Below are 18,309 nucleotides of genomic sequence, written 5' to 3' on the forward strand. Positions count from 1 at the left end.
CGGGATGTTCTTCGGCATCAAGACGGTGCCCTCCTGCGACCCTTTCCCGCGCGAGATCTGGGGAAGGCGCATCTGCGCGCTAATCAGTTGCTACAACGGCGCGGAGGAGGACGGCATCCGAGCGATGCAGCCCGTGCGCGACGCGCTTCCCAAGCCTCTAATGGACGGTATGATGCAGATGCCCTTCGTCGATCTGCAGGCGCTGTTTGATCCGCTGCTGCCGAAGGGCTTGCAGTGGTACTGGAAGGGCGATTATGTCGACGAGCTGTCCGATGCGGCCATCGCTGCCCATGCCGAGCACGGCTCCAAAACCCCGAGCGAGCTGTCGCTGATGCATCTCTACCCGATCGACGGAGCGGTCCAGGAAGTGGCTCCGGACGCCACCGCCTGGGGAGCGCGGCGAGCGCGTTGGTCCATGGTTATCGCCGGCATCGACCCCGACCCGACGAAGGCGCCGGAGCTGAGGCGCTGGGCAAGCGAGTATTGGGCCGCGGTGCACAAGCACAACCCGCATGGTGGCGCCTATATCAACTTCATGATGGATGATGAAGGCGAAGCGCGCGTACGCGCCGCCTACGGCGCCAACTATGAGCGGCTCGTCGCGGTCAAGCGCAAATACGATCCGGCGAACCTCTTCCGCGTCAACCACAACATCCGGCCGTAAGCCGAGGCTGAGCCTGTCCGTCCTTGGGTCGCGCCGAGGCGGACAGGCCTGTGGCATGCGGAAGCCGGTGTCGCGCCCATCGAGGAAGACTCTCGTCGAATCTCCGACGAGATCGATATGCGACGGCTGAAGGTCGGCTCCCGGAAAGCCGTTATTCAGCATGTGTTCTGGATAGCCGGGATATTGACCTACCCAGACCTTCCTTTTCCCAGGAGAAGGTCGTGAAAGGACGCAGGCAAGACCTACGCAGGCCGTGTTGGCCTCGCAGGAGCAGTTTTGGCGTTAGTAAAAAAATCACCGCCATCAGTGCTCGTCAGCTCGCGCTCGCCTCCAGCAGCCGGACGAGTTCGGCCTGCCTGCGCACGCCGGCCTTCTCGAAGACATCCCTTAGATGCGCTCTGACCGTGTGGCCGCGATGCCGAGCCGGGCAGCGGCGTCGCGCCCGTTGCCATTGAGATTTTCCAGGACGACGTCAGCCTCCGCCGGATTCAGTCTGAACCTACGATCCAGGTCCTGCCTTCGCTCGTGCTGTTCTCGATCAGGATTGGTGACCATATGGATCACCACTGGCCGCGCAGCGCCGAGCCAGGACGTGTCGATCGGACGGCGCGGAAAGGACACTCCGCGAGATTGCGGGCGGCATTCCATTCCTTCCGGGCCGCTCGGCTACGCGCTAGAGTGTTCGCAACCCTTGTCGACTTGATCCTTTCTGGATCCGGAGCAAACGACTCGGACCACAACCATCCACAAAATGCGGCCCGCCACGTCGCGCGCCCCTGAAACAAACGAAACACTCCTACCGCATTACAGAAAAACGCCTGAAACGAAAGCGATGTATGACAATAAGAACCGCAGATGCGGCAGATTCGACGGGCAAGACACAAATATCCAGCGCCCTGGACGAACATCTAGTCTTGTCGAGGTGTCGACGCGTCTTGCTCCGAAACCTGAGGTTCAAAATGCATAAGCCAGTTACTTCGTACGATTTCCCCGACCGGCTCCGCGCGAGCCTTATTGACCAAAACCATCCGGCCCATGAAGGGGCTCGCCGGCTCTTACAACGCCATGATCGACAAGAGGCAGGCGTCAACCCCACCACGCGACGGCTGATCGGGAACAGCCGCCATTCATACAGGCCGCGTTGACGCCGCCGAATGGTGATGATCTCGGCTGCTATCAAGCAGCCCTCCGAACAGCGCACGAACGTAACAAGACAAACCGTGCGCTGAACAACCTGCTGCCGCAAATCCAGAAGGATAGCGGTTGGTCGGTTTGCCCAAAGGGCATGAAAGACGGCTCATCGATGCGGTGCGGGGCACGGCGCGTTGAGGCCAAATGCTAACCCTCAAAGATGGAGAATTGAAATGCTTAAGATCGTTCTTGCCACTGCCACCTTCCTGATTGCCTCCGGCATGGCCTTTGCCGGCAGCGACCACTATGGCTCCGATTACAGCCACGGCTCCGGTTATCCGAACAGCGGTCACCATTCGATGGTGTCCGACAACGGCTACGCGGTCGACCTGAGCGGCACAGCGAGTGTCAACACGGCCGACAGTGCACCGACCTCGGGAGGAAATTCGATCTTCGATATTCCCGGGCCCGGTTATGGCCAGGGGATCTGGGGCCGCTGATACCAGCGTTCGGCCGGCACGGTCGAGATTAGACCTCCAAGCGGCGGGCGCGCCCGCCGCTTGGAAAGCGATGGCGGCGGCTTCGACCGGAGCACCCGATCGGGCATCAGCTGGTTGGCGTTGCGCAGCCGATCGGGTGCGTTTCAGTAGAACTCCCCTCGGCTTCAGCTTTGAGATCTGCGTCGTCAGTCCGGAGCCGCGCCCCAGTCCTGAGTAAGCACGCCAAGCTGTGCTGAGTTTCAAAGGTTTTGATGGCGCCGCGCGTGAAGGGCCAGCCTTGCTGCGGCCGCGGCTAAAACTAAACTACTGTCATGTTATCCTAGTCAGACGCGCGGATCAACTTCCGAAGGCGGTAATCTGGGCAATGCCACCGCGACTCATCTGGACAGTTCGATCTCGGCCGCGATTGCCCTTTCAGCCGAAACGATTAGCGCGGAAGGTTGCAAGCATGGGGTGCGGATTGCCGGAGGCGATTTCTTTGGCTAGCAATTCGCCGACGATCAGTCCAAGCGTGGCGCCGCTGTGGCTAAAGGCGACGTGAAGATCGGCGACGGTCTCGACGGAGCCAAGCACCGGCTCGCCATCGCCGGGGATAGGCTTCGGGCCAACGGCGTAGGTTGCGAGTTGGAGCCGCGGATTGCCGTCGAGCACGGCGGTAGCTTCGTCGAGCAGTCCTTTGACCGTCTTGCCGTGCACCGTGTAGGTGTCGTCCGAGTTGACCACGACTTCTTCCTCCGACCATGCCGAGTCCAAAACAAGCGCGCCATCCGGCGTCGGGCGCACCGCCACGCGCGGCGTGTTCAGCACGGCACGGAGGTCGGTCTTGATCGGCTTGGTCTTCAAGAGAAGTGAAATCGGCGTGGCGTCGGGGACATGGACTCCGATCTCCGCAAGCATGGAAGGCGTCGCTGACCCAACGGCAAGGACCACTGCATCCGCCTCGACCGCCGCACCGCCAGCAGTGACGACGCCACGTGCGCGACCACCTGTGGCAACTATCCGCACGCGTCCAGCGTCCTGAACAAGCTTGCCGCCGCGCGAGCGGAATTCATTGAGCAGCAGATCGATCAAAGAGGGCAGGTCAACCCATCCTTCGCCAGGATTGAAGATGGCGCCCTGCGGGGTGACTGCACTGGCATTGACCCCGGGCGTCACTGCGCCAACTTCGGCAGGGGCGAGCAGAAGCGCGTCATAACCAATATCCTGCTCCAGCTGCCAGATGGACGCGATCTGGTTCGCCCCATCATCCGAATCCCAGGTGAGGCCGCCGTCAAAGCGAAGCCAGGACGCGGTTTCCGGCCTGGTGGCGGCCAGGGTCCGATAACGGTCGACGCCTGCAAGCCTCAAGCGGTGATAGGCAGTGTCCGCGCGTCGCGCTGAGTTCAGCCAGGAAAGTGAACGGCCGGATGCACCGTTGGACGGCGCGCCGTCGTTGACGATGGTCACATCAAAGCCGAGGCGGGCGAGGTGCAGCGCAGTTGAGGTGCCAAAGATGCCTGCGCCGACAACGACGACATGGCGCGGCTTTCGGGATGCAGTCATAGAGAAGTCCTTCTACGCAGAAGATGGGCTGGGAGTGTGAGATCGCTACAAAGCGCGGCGGAACTAATAGTCCGACAGCTTCTTCATGTAGCGCCGGCCCTCGAGCATCGGCCGATCGCGCAGACCGGCCAGCTTGTAGGCAAAACGCCAGAGAGTGTCGAAGAAGACCAAAGGCACGAGATAGGGTTTGATGTGTTCGGACATACCGCTGAGGTCGAGTTCGGCTCCATCGAGCACCAGGATGTTTTCCCGGCTGCCGTACTTGAAAAGGAAATCGCGGGCGCGTTGGGAAAGGCTCCGCGTTTCGTCCAAACCCAGCAAGACAATGAAGCAAGCATCCCTATCCACCACTTCGAATGGGCCATGAAAGAACTCGTTCGCGTGTATTGCCTGCGAGTCGTACCACTGCATTTCCATGAGCACGCAGATGGCGTAGGAATAGGCCGCACCGTAGCTGGCACCGCTGGCCAGTGTGTAGATTGCCTCTCGATGTGCGAAGCGAGGGGCGAAGGTCTCGAACCGGTCAGCGTAGGTCCGGTGCGCGCGCTCGATGGCCGGTTGAAGATGGCTCAGGGAGATCAGCAGGTCGTCGGTTAGCCCGCCGTCCTCCCGAGCATCGATCAGACCGGCGAGCAACATGTAGAGCACGCCGTAATTGCTGTAGGCAGCATCGGTTGCCTTGCCCGTCGTGTACGAGGCCTGGTAGGCAATCGGGTGGTCAACCGCCCGCGCGAGGGGCGATGTATGGTCGAGCGTCATGCCGATTGTCGTTGCGCCTCGGTCTTTTGCGTGATTGGCCGCCCGCACGGTCTCCTTGGTGGTTCCTGTCTGCGAGCAAAGAACAACGAGCGTGTCAGGTCCCAACCGCTTCGGATCTCGGCAGACGAACTCATCCGCGTTGTAGATGTCGCAGGCGAATGTGCCATTGTGGCGGTCCAGGAAGTATTTGCCTGCCATCATGATCGAGAGCGAGCCGCCGCACGCCACGAGAAAGAGGTGTGAAAACTGCCTGCCCGCCGCAGCGTTCAGAGCGCGTTCTACGTCGGCGGGCAGGGCGGAAATCATGAGCTTCCTTGTGGTTGACAGAGCTTGGGCCGGCGCACAATTGACAGATAACCGCCATTATGTGAACGTTATCACATCCTTTTAAGCTGAAAGTCCTGTAATGGTCAAGATTGCCGCGATGGGCGATAACGTGGTCGATTGCTATCTTGCTCGCGGCGAGATGTATCCTGGCGGAAACTGCCTCAATGTCTCGGTCTATGTGAGCCGCTTCGGCGGGCAGTCGGCCTATGTGGGAGCGATCGGCAAAGACCGGGCCGGGGACTTGATCCACACAGCACTGGCGTCGGAGCGTGTAGACCTCACCCGATTGCGGCGCCTCGAAGGGTCGACCGCTTACTGCCTCATAGGTCACCGAAACGCCGATCGGATTTTCCTGGATTTCGATCTCGGCGTCTCAACGTTCACGCCGACGCAAGAAGATCTGGATTTTCTCTCAGGCTTTCAGGCCGTCCACATCGGCCAATCCAGCGGGTTAGACCCGTGGATTGCCGCAGTTTCGAGTAAGTCACTGTTGTCTTACGATTTTTCCACGCGGCGGGAGCCGGAACACCGGCGCGAGGTTGGACCCTATTGCTATCTGGCTTCCGTCTCAGCGGATGGTCTCGATGACAAGGAATTGGCCGTAATCGCATCCGAACTGCTTGCATGTGGTTCAAAGTGGGTTTTGGTGACTCGCGGTCGAGCCGGCGCGGTGCTTCACGCAGACTCAGTCTCCTACCACACCCCGGCGCGGCTGGTCGAACCCGTCGACACCCTGGGCGCGGGCGACACCTTCATCGCCAGAACGCTATTCGGCCTGCTTAACGAAGAGGCGCCTCAGGACATTCTCCGCCATGCCGCTGAGGCGGCGGCCGCTACCTGCCAGTACTACGGGGCGATCGGCCATGCGTTAGCAATAGATATAGGGAAGATGACGCCGGAGATCCTCCGCGGAGCGGGTCACGTTCAAGACGGGAAAACCGTCTAGCTGCGAAATTCTCCGGAACAATTGACGCGAGAAACGGACAATGCTAGATGAAGTGATAACGTTCTCATTCCTCTAACTGAACGCCACCAAAGAGCGTTTTGATGGATGAGACGTCGAGTGGGATCGCAAGGGCCGGGTTCGGCCAATCGTAAGAGGAGAAGACATGCAAACGAGTTCAAGCAGGCGCCAACTGGCGAAATGCGGTCTGGCGCTGACTATCGCGTTGGTGACAGGATTTAGCACATTGGCCTCGTCAACGCAGGCAAAAGCGGCCGACAACCCCTACAACCTCATCGACCCGACGGTGATCAGCGTCGGAACCATGGGCGATGCGAAACCCTACGTCTTCACCGACGCCAACGGTAACTTCACGGGCTTCGACGCTGAACTCTTCCGCGACGTGGCGGGCCGGCTCGGGTTCAAGGAGGAGCAGGTCGTCTTCACCGGCCAGGAATTCTCGGCGCTGCTGCCATCCGTTGCCAACGGCCGCTTCGACGTCGCTGTCGCCGCCATTGGCACGACCGCGGAGCGCAAAAAGACCGTGGATTTTGGCGACGGCTATCTCGCGGGCTACCTTTCGATCATTTCGGCTGATCCAGCTCTGACGAGCAATGAGAGCACCGCCGGAAAGCGCATCGGCGTGATCCAGGGAACGCTGCAGGAAATCTATGCCGAGAAGAATCTGAAGGGCGACATCGTCAAGTTCCCCGACAACAACACCGCGGTGGCGGCGCTGAACAACGGGACGATCGATGGCCATTTTACCGACTATGAGTCGGCCAAGCAGTATGTAGAACGCTATAAGAACCTGAAGATAACAATGAACGTGCCGTCCTTCGATGCGCCAGCCGGGTTCGTTGTCAAGAAAGGCAACGATGCCTTCCGCGAGGCACTGAACAAGGCACTGCGCGAGGCCATGGACGATGGCACTTGGAAACGGCTGCACGAAAAATGGTTCGCGGGCACCCCAATGCCAGATCAATATCTGCCCAAGAAGTGAATTCGAGCGACTTCGCTGTGTTTTCCGGCCGGGCCCGTGAGCAGCGGTGCCCGGCCGAGTTACAGATGGACTTGATATGAGCTGGTTCGATACCTTCGCCCGCAGCTTCCTTGATTTCCAGGCGATGGCAGAAGTTCTGCCAAACATGGTGATGGTCGGCCTCAAGAACACCCTCATCCTGGCCGTCGCCTCGACGTTTTTCGGGACGCTGATCGGTATCGTTCTCGCCGTGATGGGGATTTCCGAGAACCGGCCGCTGAAACTCCTCGCGCGGGTCTACACCGATATCTTCCGTGGGCTTCCCGCCATTGTCACTATTCTGATCATTGGCCAAGGCTTCGCGCGGTTGGGCCGGGACCTGTTCGGTCCATCGCCTTATCCGCTGGGCATTCTGGCACTCAGCCTTATTGCCGGCGCCTACATCGGAGAAATTTTCCGCGCCGGCATTCAGAGCGTCGAGCGTGGTCAGATCGACGCCACCCGCACTCTCGGAATGACGTATGGCCAGGGCATGCGCCTGGTGGTGATCCCGCAAGGCATCCGCCGCGTCCTGCCGGCACTGGTCAACCAGTTCATCGGCAACGTCAAGGACTCCAGCCTGGTCTATTTCCTTGGCCTGCTCGCCTCCGAACGCGAACTGTTCCGCGTCGGCCAAGATCAGGCCGTGCTGACCGGCAACCTGTCACCGCTCTTGCTGGCCGGCGTGTTCTACCTCGTGATCACGGTGCCGCTAACCCACCTCGTCAACTACATCGACGCGCGCATGCGCGTCGGCAAGCGTATCACCGGCGTGCAGAGCGGCCTCAAGGAAGTCGCCGAGCTTGCGGAAGCCGGCGTGCCAGGCGCAGGGAAGTCGCCCGCAGCCGCGCCCACACGCTTCAAGGGCGGCAGCATTGAGGTCAAGAATATCGACATGGCCTACGGTGCCGTCCAGGTGCTCCATGACGTCAGTCTGAAAGTGGAGCCCGGGACGGTCACCTGCCTGATCGGGCCATCCGGCTCGGGCAAGTCGACCTTGCTGCGTTGCCTCAACCGCCTCGTCGAGTGTCGAGCCGGAGACATCCTGCTCGATGGTGAAAGCATCTACAAGCAGACCCCTGACCAACTCCGGCGGCGTGTCGGCATGGTTTTCCAGCAATTCAACTTGTTCCCCGACCGCAGTGCGCTCGCCAACATCACCCTGGCGCTGCGCAAGGTAAAAGGCATGTCACGCCAGGATGCTGAGCGCGCGGCCTTAGCGAGGCTGCATGAAGTCGGGCTCCTGGAGCGCAAAGACCATCGGCCGGCAAATCTTTCGGGCGGCCAACAGCAGCGGGTGGCCATCGCGCGCGCCCTGGCCCTTGAACCCGAGATTATGCTGTTCGACGAAGTCACCAGTGCCCTCGATCCGGAATTGGTGAAGGGTGTCCTGAACTTGATGGCCGACCTCGGACGGGGCGGGATGACGATGGTGGTCGTTACGCACGAGATGAACTTCGCTCGCAAGGTTGCAAACCAGGTCGTATTCATGGACGAGGGGCGGATTGTCGAGGCAGGGCGACCAGAGGACCTTTTCGACAATCCACAAAGCCCACGTCTTCGGCGCTTTCTGTCTGAGGTGCTGTGATTGCAATGGTGTGTGCAACGGCGAGTGCTGCGGTGTTCGGGCTTGCGGGATGGGCCTAACTGCCACTAGCTCGTCTTTACGACGCACGAATGGGCGGCGGGGTTTGCTGAGTGATTCAAAGATCGTCGAAAAACGCAACCATCATAGAGGTCGCTCGCCGGGCCGGGGTCAGCTCCGCCACGGCGGGGCGTGTGCTTGGTGACTACGGCTACAGCAGCCCCGAGGTTCAGGAGAAGGTGCGCGCCGCCGCAGCTGCGCTGGGCTATCGCCCCAATCGCCTGGCAAAAGGTCTGATCACCGGAAAGACGCAGACTATCGGAGTTGTAGTCGGCGATATCGAAAGCCCATTCTACGCGAGCGTGCTGCGCGGTGTAGGGGATGTCGCGCGCCGTGGCGGCTTCGGGGTTATCGTTACGAATAGTGACGAAAATGCCGAACTCGAGCGAGAGGCGGTGCAACTGCTGCTGGAAAAGCAGGTCGACGGATTGATCGTCTCGTCGACCTTCGTGGATGAGCCGGATCATCTTCGTGAGGCAGTCGCGGCCCGCTGTCCCGTGGTGCAGTTCGACCGCGTCGTCGCGGGCCTGGAAACCGATTCTGTGGTGGTCGACAACGTGTCTGTGACGCGCAGCAGCATCGCTGCGATGATCGAGGCCGGACACAGCCGCATCGGCATACTGGCCGAACTAGGTCCGGGCCAGCGCGATGATGTCGGCTCGTTTGTGGCGAACGTTGATCTCTCCAGCGCCGACGTTCGCTACCACCATCCAAGCTGGCAACGGCTGTTGGGTTATCTGGAAGCTCATCGTGCCGCAGGTATCGAGCCGGATCTGCAATTGATCCGCCGCGTGGCGGTCTATTCTAGCGAAGCAGCCCGCAAGGAGGCGCTCGATCTGCTGACGATGCGCAATGCGCCGTCCGCTCTATTTACCGCCGACGGTGTGATGTCGACAGGCGTTCTGGAGGCGACTTCCGCACTGAAGCTTGCGATTCCAGGAGACGTTTCGCTGCTTTGCTTCGACGATCTCGACTGGATGCAGTTCGTGGCCCAAGGTATCACAGCCATCGCGCAGCCAGCGCATTTGATTGGAGCGGCGGCAGCGGAGCTTCTCTTGAAGAGGCTGGTGGAGGCCACCTTACCTTTCGACCACCGTGTCCTGGCGGCCCAGATCGTGGAGCGCAATTCCATTGCCGTGCATGTCTAACTGCGGGCTGGATGATCTGCGGTCTCTGAGGTGAAGCAGGTGCGTCCCTGATATTTTAGCCGTGGCTGCGTTGACCTAAAACGGTCGTACGTCATTCTGGAAAACATCGGCAGATCATTTTGAAGCCGCTGAACTGGAGCTTGCCCGGTTCGTTCGTTCACCAACACTGGCGGCCCCATCGGTGCTGGGTGTGAAATATATTTCTGTACGTGAATTTTATTGACAGGCGAGCCAACTCCTGCGAATGATCGACTGCTGGGCCTCGGGAGGAGGTTCGGTCTCATCAACCACAAGCGGCGGCACGTAGTGTCAGGCCGCCCAACTGACCAGGCTTCGGCCGAGGGAGGACTCTTGCGCAAATTTTTGAGCATGCTCGCCATTTCGGCAGCAGCCACCACAGTATTGGGGGCAGGCCACGCCGCGGCTCAGGCCGCTAACCCGTTCAAGTGCGATCCGGGTGAAAAATACGTCATGAACGTCATGGTTTCCGGCGTCGAATATTGGTTCCCGGTCTACGAGATGTTCAAGCAGGCTGGACAGCAGTTCGGTTGCGAGACCGAATACACCGGAACGCCCGAATACGATGTGAACAAGCAGATAGCGACATTCGACCAGGCGCTGGCTCAGAAGCCGGCTGGCATCCTGGTGCATCCGATGAACTCCGATCCGTTCATCGAGCCAATCAACCGGGCCATAGACCAAGGAACGGCAGTGGTCACATTCGCCGCAGATTCGCCCAACTCCAAACGAGTATCCTACATCACCTCCGACAACGTCGCCGAAGGCACTTATGCCGCCGATGCAGTCGCCAAGGCGATGGACGGCAAGGGCGAATACGCGGTCCTCGAAAACCCTGGACAGGACAATCACGACAAGCGCATCGCCGCCTTCATCGCCCGCATGGAAGCCAAATGGCCGGATATGAAGCTTGTCGGCCGCGCGGCGTCGAACCAGGATGCGACGAAGGCCTATCAGGCCGTGCTCAGCCTCGCGCAGGCGCATCCCGAACTGGGCGCGGTGTTCATGCCGGAAGCTAACTCGGCAATCGGCGCCGCTCAGGCCGCGAAGGAAGGCGGCGGCAAGATCCGAGTTATGCTGGCCGACGTCAACGCCAAGATCCTCGATATGATCAAGGCCGGCGAAATTTTTGGCTCAGTCAACCCGAACCAGGGCATGCAGGGCTATATGGGGTTCATGCTGCTGTGGCTGGCCAAGCATCCTGAGCTGATCGATCCGATGAACGACGCCCGGCGGTCGGGATTCAATGGCATGAGCGTGCCTTTCGTCGACAATGGCTTTTCCATCGTCACTGCGGAAAATGCCGACGATTTCTATTGGGGTGCCTACCTCAAGCGGCGCGGCACCAAGGGCATCGAGGAATAAGGGCTCACCGTTATCTCTTCGGGGCTCTTCGAAGATGCTCGATCCGGGACGGGGCGCGCTCGCGCCCCGTCGACCCAACCGTCAACTTCAACGCTGCAGGGGGACGGAGTGACTGCCGCCGCCATTCTTGAAATCCGCGACATATCGAAATCTTTCGGCGCCATCAAAGCGCTGACCGGGGTCGATTTCACGCTGCAGCGGGGCGAAATTCACGCGCTGTGCGGCGAGAATGGCGCGGGCAAGTCCACGCTGATGAATATCATCGCCGGCATTGTGCAACCCGACGAAGGCGCCATTCGTCTCGAAGGCAAGGACGTCACCATTGCATCACCATCCGCCGCGCAGCGGCTTGGCATAGGCCTCGTCCATCAGGAAATCGCGCTCTGCCAGGATGCTACGGTCGCCGAGAATATCCTCATGGCGGCCATCAACAATCGGCGCGCGCCGCTGATGAATTTTCGCCGGCTCTACATTGATGCGCAGAAGATAATGGACCTGCTGGCGCCGATCCCGGTCGAGACGCCGGTCGCCGACCTTTCGATTTCCAACCAGCAACTTGTAGAAATAGCCAAGGCGCTGACGCTCGAATGCCGGGTGCTGATGCTCGACGAGCCGACGGCCGCGCTGACCGAAATAGAAGCCCAGCGCCTTTTCGCCATCGTCCGCGATCTCAGGGCGCGCGGAATTTCAATTATCTACATCAGCCACCGCATGGCCGAGATCTTCAGCCTGTGCGACCGCGTCACGGTGTTTCGTGACGGCAGATATGTCGCGACCGATTCTATCGCTTCGGTCATTCCCAATGATGTCGTGCGCAAGATGGTCGGGCGCGAAATCACGCAGCTCTATCCGCAAAAGCTCTCGCCTGAACGGCGTACCGACCGCCCTGTGCTGTCGGTCGGGAATCTCTCCTATCGAGAGGGTTCCGAGGGCGTCAGCTTCACGCTTCGTGCAGGCGAAATTCTTGGCATCGGCGGGTTGATTGGCGCCGGCCGCAGCGAGATGGTCCAGACCGTTTGCGGCTTGCGCCCGAAGGTGTCGGGATCGGTCGAACTCAATGGCGAGCCGGTCAGCATCAGGACCTATAGCGATGCCGTGCGCGCAGGCCTGGTCTACCTCTCAGAGGACCGCAAGGCGTCGGGCCTGTTCCTGGACCTGTCGGTTGCATCTAATATCTCCGCACTGGACCTTCGGAAACTGACCACACTGCTTGGGCTGCTCGATCGCCGCGCCGAGGCAAAGCAAGCCACCGACCTGGTCGAACGCCACGGAGTGCGCATGGGCGGCATCGAGACACAGGTGTCGACGCTCAGCGGTGGCAATCAGCAGAAGGTCGCCATCGCCAGGCTTCTGTCGGTCGGCCCCAAAGTGGTCATTCTGGACGAGCCCACACGCGGGGTCGATGTCGGCGCCAAAGTTGAAATTCATCGCCTGCTTCGCGATCTCGCCGAGCGGGGCGTCGGCGTCATCGTGATTTCATCCGAGCTTCCGGAATTGATCGGGCTCAGCGACCGGGTGCTTGTCATACACGAAGGTGCCATCGCCGGCGAACTGGGGGCGGACGAATTGACCGAAGAGGCAATCATGCTGCTGGCTTCGGGTCTCCGGCAGCAACGATCAAATGCAAGGCAGGTTCAGAATGTCGCTTAGACAGACCGGAGGAACCCTCATGGACGCTGAACTCAAGGCGAGCGCCCCCGGGCTTGGCGGGCGCAACTGGCTGCGTCTTGGGTCAATGCGCGAGGCGGGGCTGATCGCAATCATGCTGGCGCTGTGCATCGCCATGACATTCGCTTCGCCGCATTTCCTGACTTGGGGAAATTTCCGCGCCATGCTGATGAGCTTCTCCATCGAAGGCATCGTCGTGGTCGGCATGACGATACTTCTCATTGTCGGCGGCATCGACCTGTCCGTCGGGTCGGTGGTCTGCTTCTCCATGGTCGTGTCAGGCGCTCTCTTCCTGATGGGTCTGGACCCGTGGGCCGCGAGCCTAATCGGGATAGGCGCCAGCGCGCTGATCGGCGCGGCGATGGGCTTCTTCGTGACCGTCATCGGACTCAATCACTTCATCACATCGCTGGCAGCGATGGTGATCGTGCGCGGTCTTTGCCTTGTCATCACCAAGGGAACCCCGCTGTCGCTGTTCACCCTGCCGCCGGGGTTCAAAGCGATCGGCCAGGGCAGCTTCGGCAATGTGCCTTATGTCATCGTCATCTTTGTTGTGGTCGTAGCCATCTTCGATTTCCTGCTTCGGCGTGCCACCGCCTTCCGCAAGGTCTTCTATACCGGCAGCAACGAGAAGGCGGCCCAATTTTCGGGCATCAAGACCAAGCAGGTTAAATTCTGGGTCACGGTTCTCTGCTCGACCCTGGCGGGCTTTGCCGGCGTCATCTACATGTCGCGCTTTGGCGCTGCGACCCCGACCTTCGGCGCTGGCATGGAGCTCAACATCATCGCCGCGGCGGTGATTGGCGGGGCATCGCTCAATGGCGGCTCGGGCACCATCTTCGGCGCCATACTGGGCATGGCGCTGCTCTCGGTCGTCACAAGTTCGCTGATCCTGCTCGACGTCTCCGTCTATTGGCAGGACATGATCAAGGGATGCATCCTGCTCGCGGCAGTATCGATCGACCACTTCCTGCATCGCAGGAAATCCTGAGCAGCAGCGCGAGAGTTGAGCATCCAATCATGTCACCAACCAATTCGCGGGACGACATCACGATCGTCCGTCAGATGTATCAGGCGCTTGTGCTTCATTACATGGAAGCCAAGACGCAAGCTGAAATCGCCAAGGAGCTCGGCATCTCGCATGCGACCGTCAACCGGCTGATCAAGCGCGGTCATCAACTCGGACTTGTGGAGATCAAGATCAAGTCGCCGGTCGAGCAACTGGTCGACATCGAGGCGCGACTGGTCGCGATAGGTGGACTCCAAAGGGCCGTCGTCGTCCCTTCCGTTTCGGACAATCCGCAGACTGCGCTCCAGCGCGTCGGCGAGGCCGCGGCCAGGCTGGTGCTCGAGACGATCAAGGACGGCGACACGATTTCCATTACCGGGGGCAAAGGGGTGAGTGCCGTCGTCGCCGGCCTCAAGCCGAGCCGCAGCTACGACGTCGAGGTTGTTCCCGCGACCGGCCTGGTCCAGGGCAAGCATTACACCGACGTCAATCATGTCGCGTCTCTGATGGCCGACAAACTCGGCGGCCGCGCTTATCAGATTCACGCGCCGCTGTTTGCCGACAGCCCGGCCCAACGTGACATGCTGATGGGCGTCCGGGCCGTTTCGGATGTCTTCAACAAGGCCCGCGAAGCAACGCTTGCGGTCGTCGGCATCGGCTCCATCCTGACCGACGATTCGAGCTACTACGATCTGCATCCGTCCTCAAGCGCCGACCGGCTGGCCATCGAGCGCTCGGGCGCGGCGGGCGAGCTGCTCGCCCATCTCATAGACGGCAGCGGCAAGCTCGCGGACTACCGCCTCAACCACTCACTCGTTTCGCTGACGCTCGAGGAATTCGCGACCATTCCGCAGTCGATCGGGGTCGCAAGCGGCGCAAGCAAGGTGGTCCCGATCCTCAGTGCCATGCGCGGCTCTCACCTCGATACCCTCGTCACCGACGAAACCACCGGCTTGAAGATCCTCGAGCTCGCCGAAGGAAATGCAGCATGAATTCTCGACAAATCACCCGTCGCGTCGGCAAGTCCGGCGTTGTCACGTCGGCAGTAGGGCTCGGAACCTGGGCTATCGGCGGCTGGATGTGGGGTGGCACGGATGAAGCTGAATCGATCGCTGCGATCCAGGCGTCCATCGATTCCGGCGTCTCGTTGATCGACACCGCGCCGGCTTACGGTCTCGGCCGCAGCGAGGAGATCGTCGGCAAGGCCATCAAGGGCCGGCGCGACCGCGCGGTCATCGCCACCAAATGTGGCCTGAACTGGCATTCGAAAAAGGGCAATCACTTCTTCGATCAGGACGGAAAGCCGGTGAATCGATATCTGGGCGCCGATGGCATCGCTCATGAAGTGGAGCAGAGCCTGAGGCGGCTCGGCACCGATTATATCGATCTCTACATCACCCATTGGCAGGACCCGACGACCCACATTGCCGAGACAATGGAAGCGCTCGAACGCCTCAAATCAGCTGGCAAGATCCGCGCCATCGGCGCAAGCAATCTCAACACCGCCGAGCTGCAGCAGTATGTAGGAGCTGGCCAGCTCGACGCGATCCAGGAAAGGTATTCGATGCTGGATCGCGAGATTGAGCAGACATTGCTGCCGATCGCGCGCCAGCATCAAGTTGCTGCGCTCAGTTACTCGTCGCTTGCGCTCGGCCTGCTTTCGGGCGCGATCGATCCGGCGCGTGAGTTCAGCGGCGACGACCAGCGCAAAAGCAATCCGCGCTTCTCTCAGGCCAACCGGCGCAAGGTAGCCGCTTTGAAACATGCCCTGGCCCCGGTCACGGAGGTCCACCAGGCAAGCATGGCGCAGATCGTGATCGCCTGGACGCTGGCGCAGCCCGGCATCACCTTCGCGTTGTGTGGAGCGCGAAGCGCGGCGCAGGCGCTCGACAACGCCAGGGCAGGGGAGATTTCGCTGAGCGCTGCGGAACTGGCGGCCGTCGATGCGGCGGTGGCCGTGCATCTCGTGGCGATAGATGCGTGATCGAAAGCGCATCTTGAGATGAATCGCATCCAGACGATCGCCGGCTTGCGCGAGAACCCCGATGTCGACGTGCTCGTCATAGGCGGCGGCATTAACGGCATCAGCGTATTTCGCGAACTCGCTTTGCAGGGCGTTGATGTGCTGCTCGCGGAAAAGGGCGATTATTGTTCCGGCGCCAGCGCGGCCCTCTCGCGCATGGTTCATGGCGGCTTGCGTTATCTTGAAAACGGCGAGTTCAAGCTGGTGCGCGAATCTCTGCTCGAACGCGATCGGCTGTTGAAGAACGCGCCGCACTACGTTGCGCCACTGCCAACCACGGTGCCGATCTTCGACCTGTTGTCAGGCATAGCAAATGGCGCATTTCGCTTCCTTGGGCTAAGCCGTCGTCCGGGCCGGCGCGGCGCATTGGTCATCAAGACCGGGCTGGCGATGTATGACTTCTTCACCGCCGCACGACGTATCGTCCCGGCGCATAAATTCAGGAGCCGAGCCGAAACACTCAAGGTCTGGCCTGCAATCAATCCTGCTATTCGCAATTCGGCGACATACTATGATGCCTGGGTCAGCCACCCCGAGCGGTTGGGGACCGAGATGCTGCGCGACACCATGAACCAAAAGCCGTCCGCTCGAGCGCTCAACTATGCACGCGTTTCGCTCGATGACGCGACCCTGGTGCTTAATGACCGACTTTCTGGCGAAACGGTACCCGTGAAGCCGCGGCTCGTCGTCAATGCCACAGGCGGCTGGATCGACCTGACCAATTCGGCGATCGGAGCCATTGCGCCGAAGCTTATGGGCGGCACCAAAGGTTCGCATCTGATCGTCGACAATCGCGAACTTCATGACGCGCTCGACGGTCACATGATCTATTACGAGAACGAGGACGGCCGGATCTGCATCCTGTTCCCCTATCTCGGCAACGTGCTGGTCGGCTCGACGGACATCCGTGTCGACGATCCCGACCAAGCGCGCTGCGTGGATGACGAGCGGCAATATATCCTGCAGTCCCTGTCATTCGTGTTTCCCGGGATCGAGATCACTGATGCCGACATCGTCTTTCAGTTCACCGGGGTGAGGCCGCTGCCGATAAGCCAAGACAGTTTTACCGGGCGCATTCCCCGCGATCATTTCTGCGAACTGGTCGAGGGCGCCGGTATACTGCCGCCGACGCTCTGCATGATCGGCGGGAAATGGACCACCTTCCGATCGTTCGGCGAACTGGCAGCAGATATCGTGCTCGAGCGATTGCGCCGACAGCGCGTCGTCGGCACCGAAAACATGCCAATCGGCGGCGGCCGGGATTTTCCCACTGCCCCTGCAAAATGGTGCGCAGAACGCGCGGCGACGCACGGCCTGTCGCTTGACCGCATGCGCAGCCTCTTCGAGCGCTACGGAACCGCGGCGGATGCCGTCGCCGCCTATATGGCAGCGGGACATGACGAGCTCTTGCCCGGCAGCGACTACTCGGCCCGGGAGATTCGATATCTCATCGCCAATGAATATGTCGAGCAGCTGGAGGACCTGCTGCTTCGCCGCACGACAATCGCCATCACCGGTGCTCTCTCGGCCGACCTTCTCGATGCCGTTCTCGATATTCTCGCTGTCAAAAAGAACTGGGACGCCGCGCGCAAGGCATTCGAGCGCACCGATTTCCTTGCCCTGTTGCAACACCGGCACGGCGTCGATCTCGACCAGCTATCCCAAAAAGACCAAGGAAGGAGCGCCGAATGCGCATCAACAAGAAAGTCCGCATGAACCGGTTGTTCGGGGGAGCGCGCTGTCTCGACGTCGCAATCGACCATGGCGTGTGCAACGAGCCGTCGTTTCTGGAAGGGCTCGAGGATATGGCCGGCGTCGTCGCCCAGCTGGTTGCCGCGGGACCGGACGCCATTCAGATGAATTATGGCCAGGCCGATCTGCTGCAGTCCTTGCCTGGCAAGGACAAGCCGGCATTGGTCATGCGCATAGACATGGGCAATCCATATAACAAAACCCGCCATCGCTCGATGTGGGCCATCCTGCAGAACGAAGCCGAGCCACTGATCGGCGCGCTGGAGATGGACGCGGCCTGCGTGGTCGTCAATCTATTCATGCTGCCCGATGAACCGGACCTGTTCCGGCAATGCGTCCACAACATTGCCCGCGTTCGCGCCGACTGCGAAAAATACGGCCTGCCGCTGATGATCGAGCCGCTGGCAATGCTGCCCAACTCGGAGCGCGGAGGCTACATGGTCGACGGCGACCCAGAAAAGATCGTCACCCTGACCCGGCTCGCAAGCGAGATGGGCGCCGACATCATCAAGGCGGACCCGACCACCGATCCGAACGACTTCCACCAGGTCGTGGCGGCGGCGCGCTGTCCTGTCCTGGTACGCGGTGGGGGCAGGGAGGATTTGCGCGCCGTCTTCGACAAGTCGGCGGCGCTGATGGCGCAGGGCGCGGCAGGCATGGTCTATGGCCGCAACATATACCAGCATTCCAACCCTCGTGCCGTCGTGAGAGGATTGATGGCGATCATCCATGAGAATGCGGACGGCGCTGCAGCTTGGGAGCTCTACCAACAAGAATAAACCTTGGTAGCTTGG

The 18,309-nt window shown here is 60.6% G+C and carries 15 protein-coding genes; 13 read left to right on the top strand and 2 right to left on the bottom strand.

What is annotated here, in order from left to right:
- Positions 1-415: 415 nt before the first annotated feature.
- Both ACWUKX_RS06420 and ACWUKX_RS06425 read left to right on the top strand, forming a co-directional pair.
- Positions 416-664, top strand: coding sequence for a BBE domain-containing protein (locus ACWUKX_RS06420; protein ID WP_432612796.1), 249 nt, complete (start codon positions 416-418; stop codon positions 662-664).
- A 1,364-nt stretch (positions 665-2,028) separates the two neighbouring features.
- Positions 2,029-2,295 (top strand): hypothetical protein, encoded by a 267-nt coding sequence (locus tag ACWUKX_RS06425; RefSeq protein ID WP_456004998.1) that lies wholly within the window; start codon positions 2,029-2,031, stop codon positions 2,293-2,295.
- Positions 2,296-2,709: 414 nt separating this feature from the next.
- On the opposite strand, the gene ACWUKX_RS06430 is transcribed toward ACWUKX_RS06425, so the two are convergent.
- Positions 2,710-3,837, bottom strand: coding sequence for an NAD(P)/FAD-dependent oxidoreductase (locus ACWUKX_RS06430; protein WP_456005000.1), 1,128 nt, complete (start codon positions 3,835-3,837; stop codon positions 2,710-2,712).
- Between the two features lie 63 nt (positions 3,838-3,900).
- Entirely contained in the window at positions 3,901-4,902 is a 1,002-nt protein-coding gene (locus ACWUKX_RS06435) for an SIS domain-containing protein (RefSeq protein WP_456005003.1), read from the bottom strand.
- A 100-nt stretch (positions 4,903-5,002) separates the two neighbouring features.
- Between ACWUKX_RS06435 and ACWUKX_RS06440 the strand changes: the two genes are divergently transcribed.
- The 11 genes from ACWUKX_RS06440 (at position 5,003) to ACWUKX_RS06490 (ending at position 18,294) form a co-directional block, all read left to right on the top strand.
- On the top strand, positions 5,003-5,869 hold the full coding sequence (locus ACWUKX_RS06440) for a PfkB family carbohydrate kinase (RefSeq protein WP_456005005.1): 867 nt from the start codon (positions 5,003-5,005) through the stop codon (positions 5,867-5,869).
- 163 nt (positions 5,870-6,032) lie between these two features.
- Complete coding sequence (locus ACWUKX_RS06445; RefSeq protein ID WP_456005007.1) at positions 6,033-6,869, top strand: ABC transporter substrate-binding protein; 837 nt, start codon at positions 6,033-6,035, stop codon at positions 6,867-6,869.
- 76 nt (positions 6,870-6,945) lie between these two features.
- The gene (locus ACWUKX_RS06450; protein WP_456005009.1) at positions 6,946-8,475 is read left to right on the top strand and encodes an amino acid ABC transporter permease/ATP-binding protein; all 1,530 of its coding nucleotides are present in this window, start codon (positions 6,946-6,948) and stop codon (positions 8,473-8,475) included.
- A gap of 110 nt (positions 8,476-8,585) precedes the next feature.
- The gene (locus ACWUKX_RS06455) at positions 8,586-9,680 is read left to right on the top strand and encodes a LacI family DNA-binding transcriptional regulator (RefSeq protein WP_456005011.1); all 1,095 of its coding nucleotides are present in this window, start codon (positions 8,586-8,588) and stop codon (positions 9,678-9,680) included.
- Between the two features lie 351 nt (positions 9,681-10,031).
- Positions 10,032-11,063, top strand: a complete 1,032-nt coding sequence (locus ACWUKX_RS06460; protein ID WP_456005013.1) for a substrate-binding domain-containing protein — start codon at positions 10,032-10,034, stop codon at positions 11,061-11,063.
- A gap of 108 nt (positions 11,064-11,171) precedes the next feature.
- On the top strand, positions 11,172-12,713 hold the full coding sequence (locus tag ACWUKX_RS06465; protein WP_456005015.1) for a sugar ABC transporter ATP-binding protein: 1,542 nt from the start codon (positions 11,172-11,174) through the stop codon (positions 12,711-12,713).
- A gap of 19 nt (positions 12,714-12,732) precedes the next feature.
- Positions 12,733-13,722, top strand: coding sequence for an ABC transporter permease (locus tag ACWUKX_RS06470; RefSeq protein WP_456005017.1), 990 nt, complete (start codon positions 12,733-12,735; stop codon positions 13,720-13,722).
- A 29-nt stretch (positions 13,723-13,751) separates the two neighbouring features.
- Positions 13,752-14,732: a sugar-binding transcriptional regulator gene (locus ACWUKX_RS06475; RefSeq protein WP_456005019.1), complete on the top strand. Its 981-nt coding sequence runs from the start codon at positions 13,752-13,754 to the stop codon at positions 14,730-14,732.
- Positions 14,729-15,724 carry an aldo/keto reductase gene (locus ACWUKX_RS06480; protein WP_456005022.1) on the top strand — a complete coding sequence of 332 codons (996 nt, stop codon included), beginning with the start codon at positions 14,729-14,731 and terminating at the stop codon, positions 15,722-15,724. The genes ACWUKX_RS06475 and ACWUKX_RS06480 overlap by 4 nt, the downstream gene beginning before the upstream one ends.
- 18 nt (positions 15,725-15,742) lie before the next feature.
- Positions 15,743-17,479: an FAD-dependent oxidoreductase gene (locus tag ACWUKX_RS06485; RefSeq protein ID WP_456005024.1), complete on the top strand. Its 1,737-nt coding sequence runs from the start codon at positions 15,743-15,745 to the stop codon at positions 17,477-17,479.
- The gene (locus tag ACWUKX_RS06490; RefSeq protein ID WP_456005026.1) at positions 17,452-18,294 is read left to right on the top strand and encodes a class I fructose-bisphosphate aldolase; all 843 of its coding nucleotides are present in this window, start codon (positions 17,452-17,454) and stop codon (positions 18,292-18,294) included. The genes ACWUKX_RS06485 and ACWUKX_RS06490 overlap by 28 nt, the downstream gene beginning before the upstream one ends.
- The last annotated feature ends 15 nt before the right edge of the window (positions 18,295-18,309 follow it).

Source organism: Mesorhizobium sp. f-mel (genome assembly GCF_053850215.1).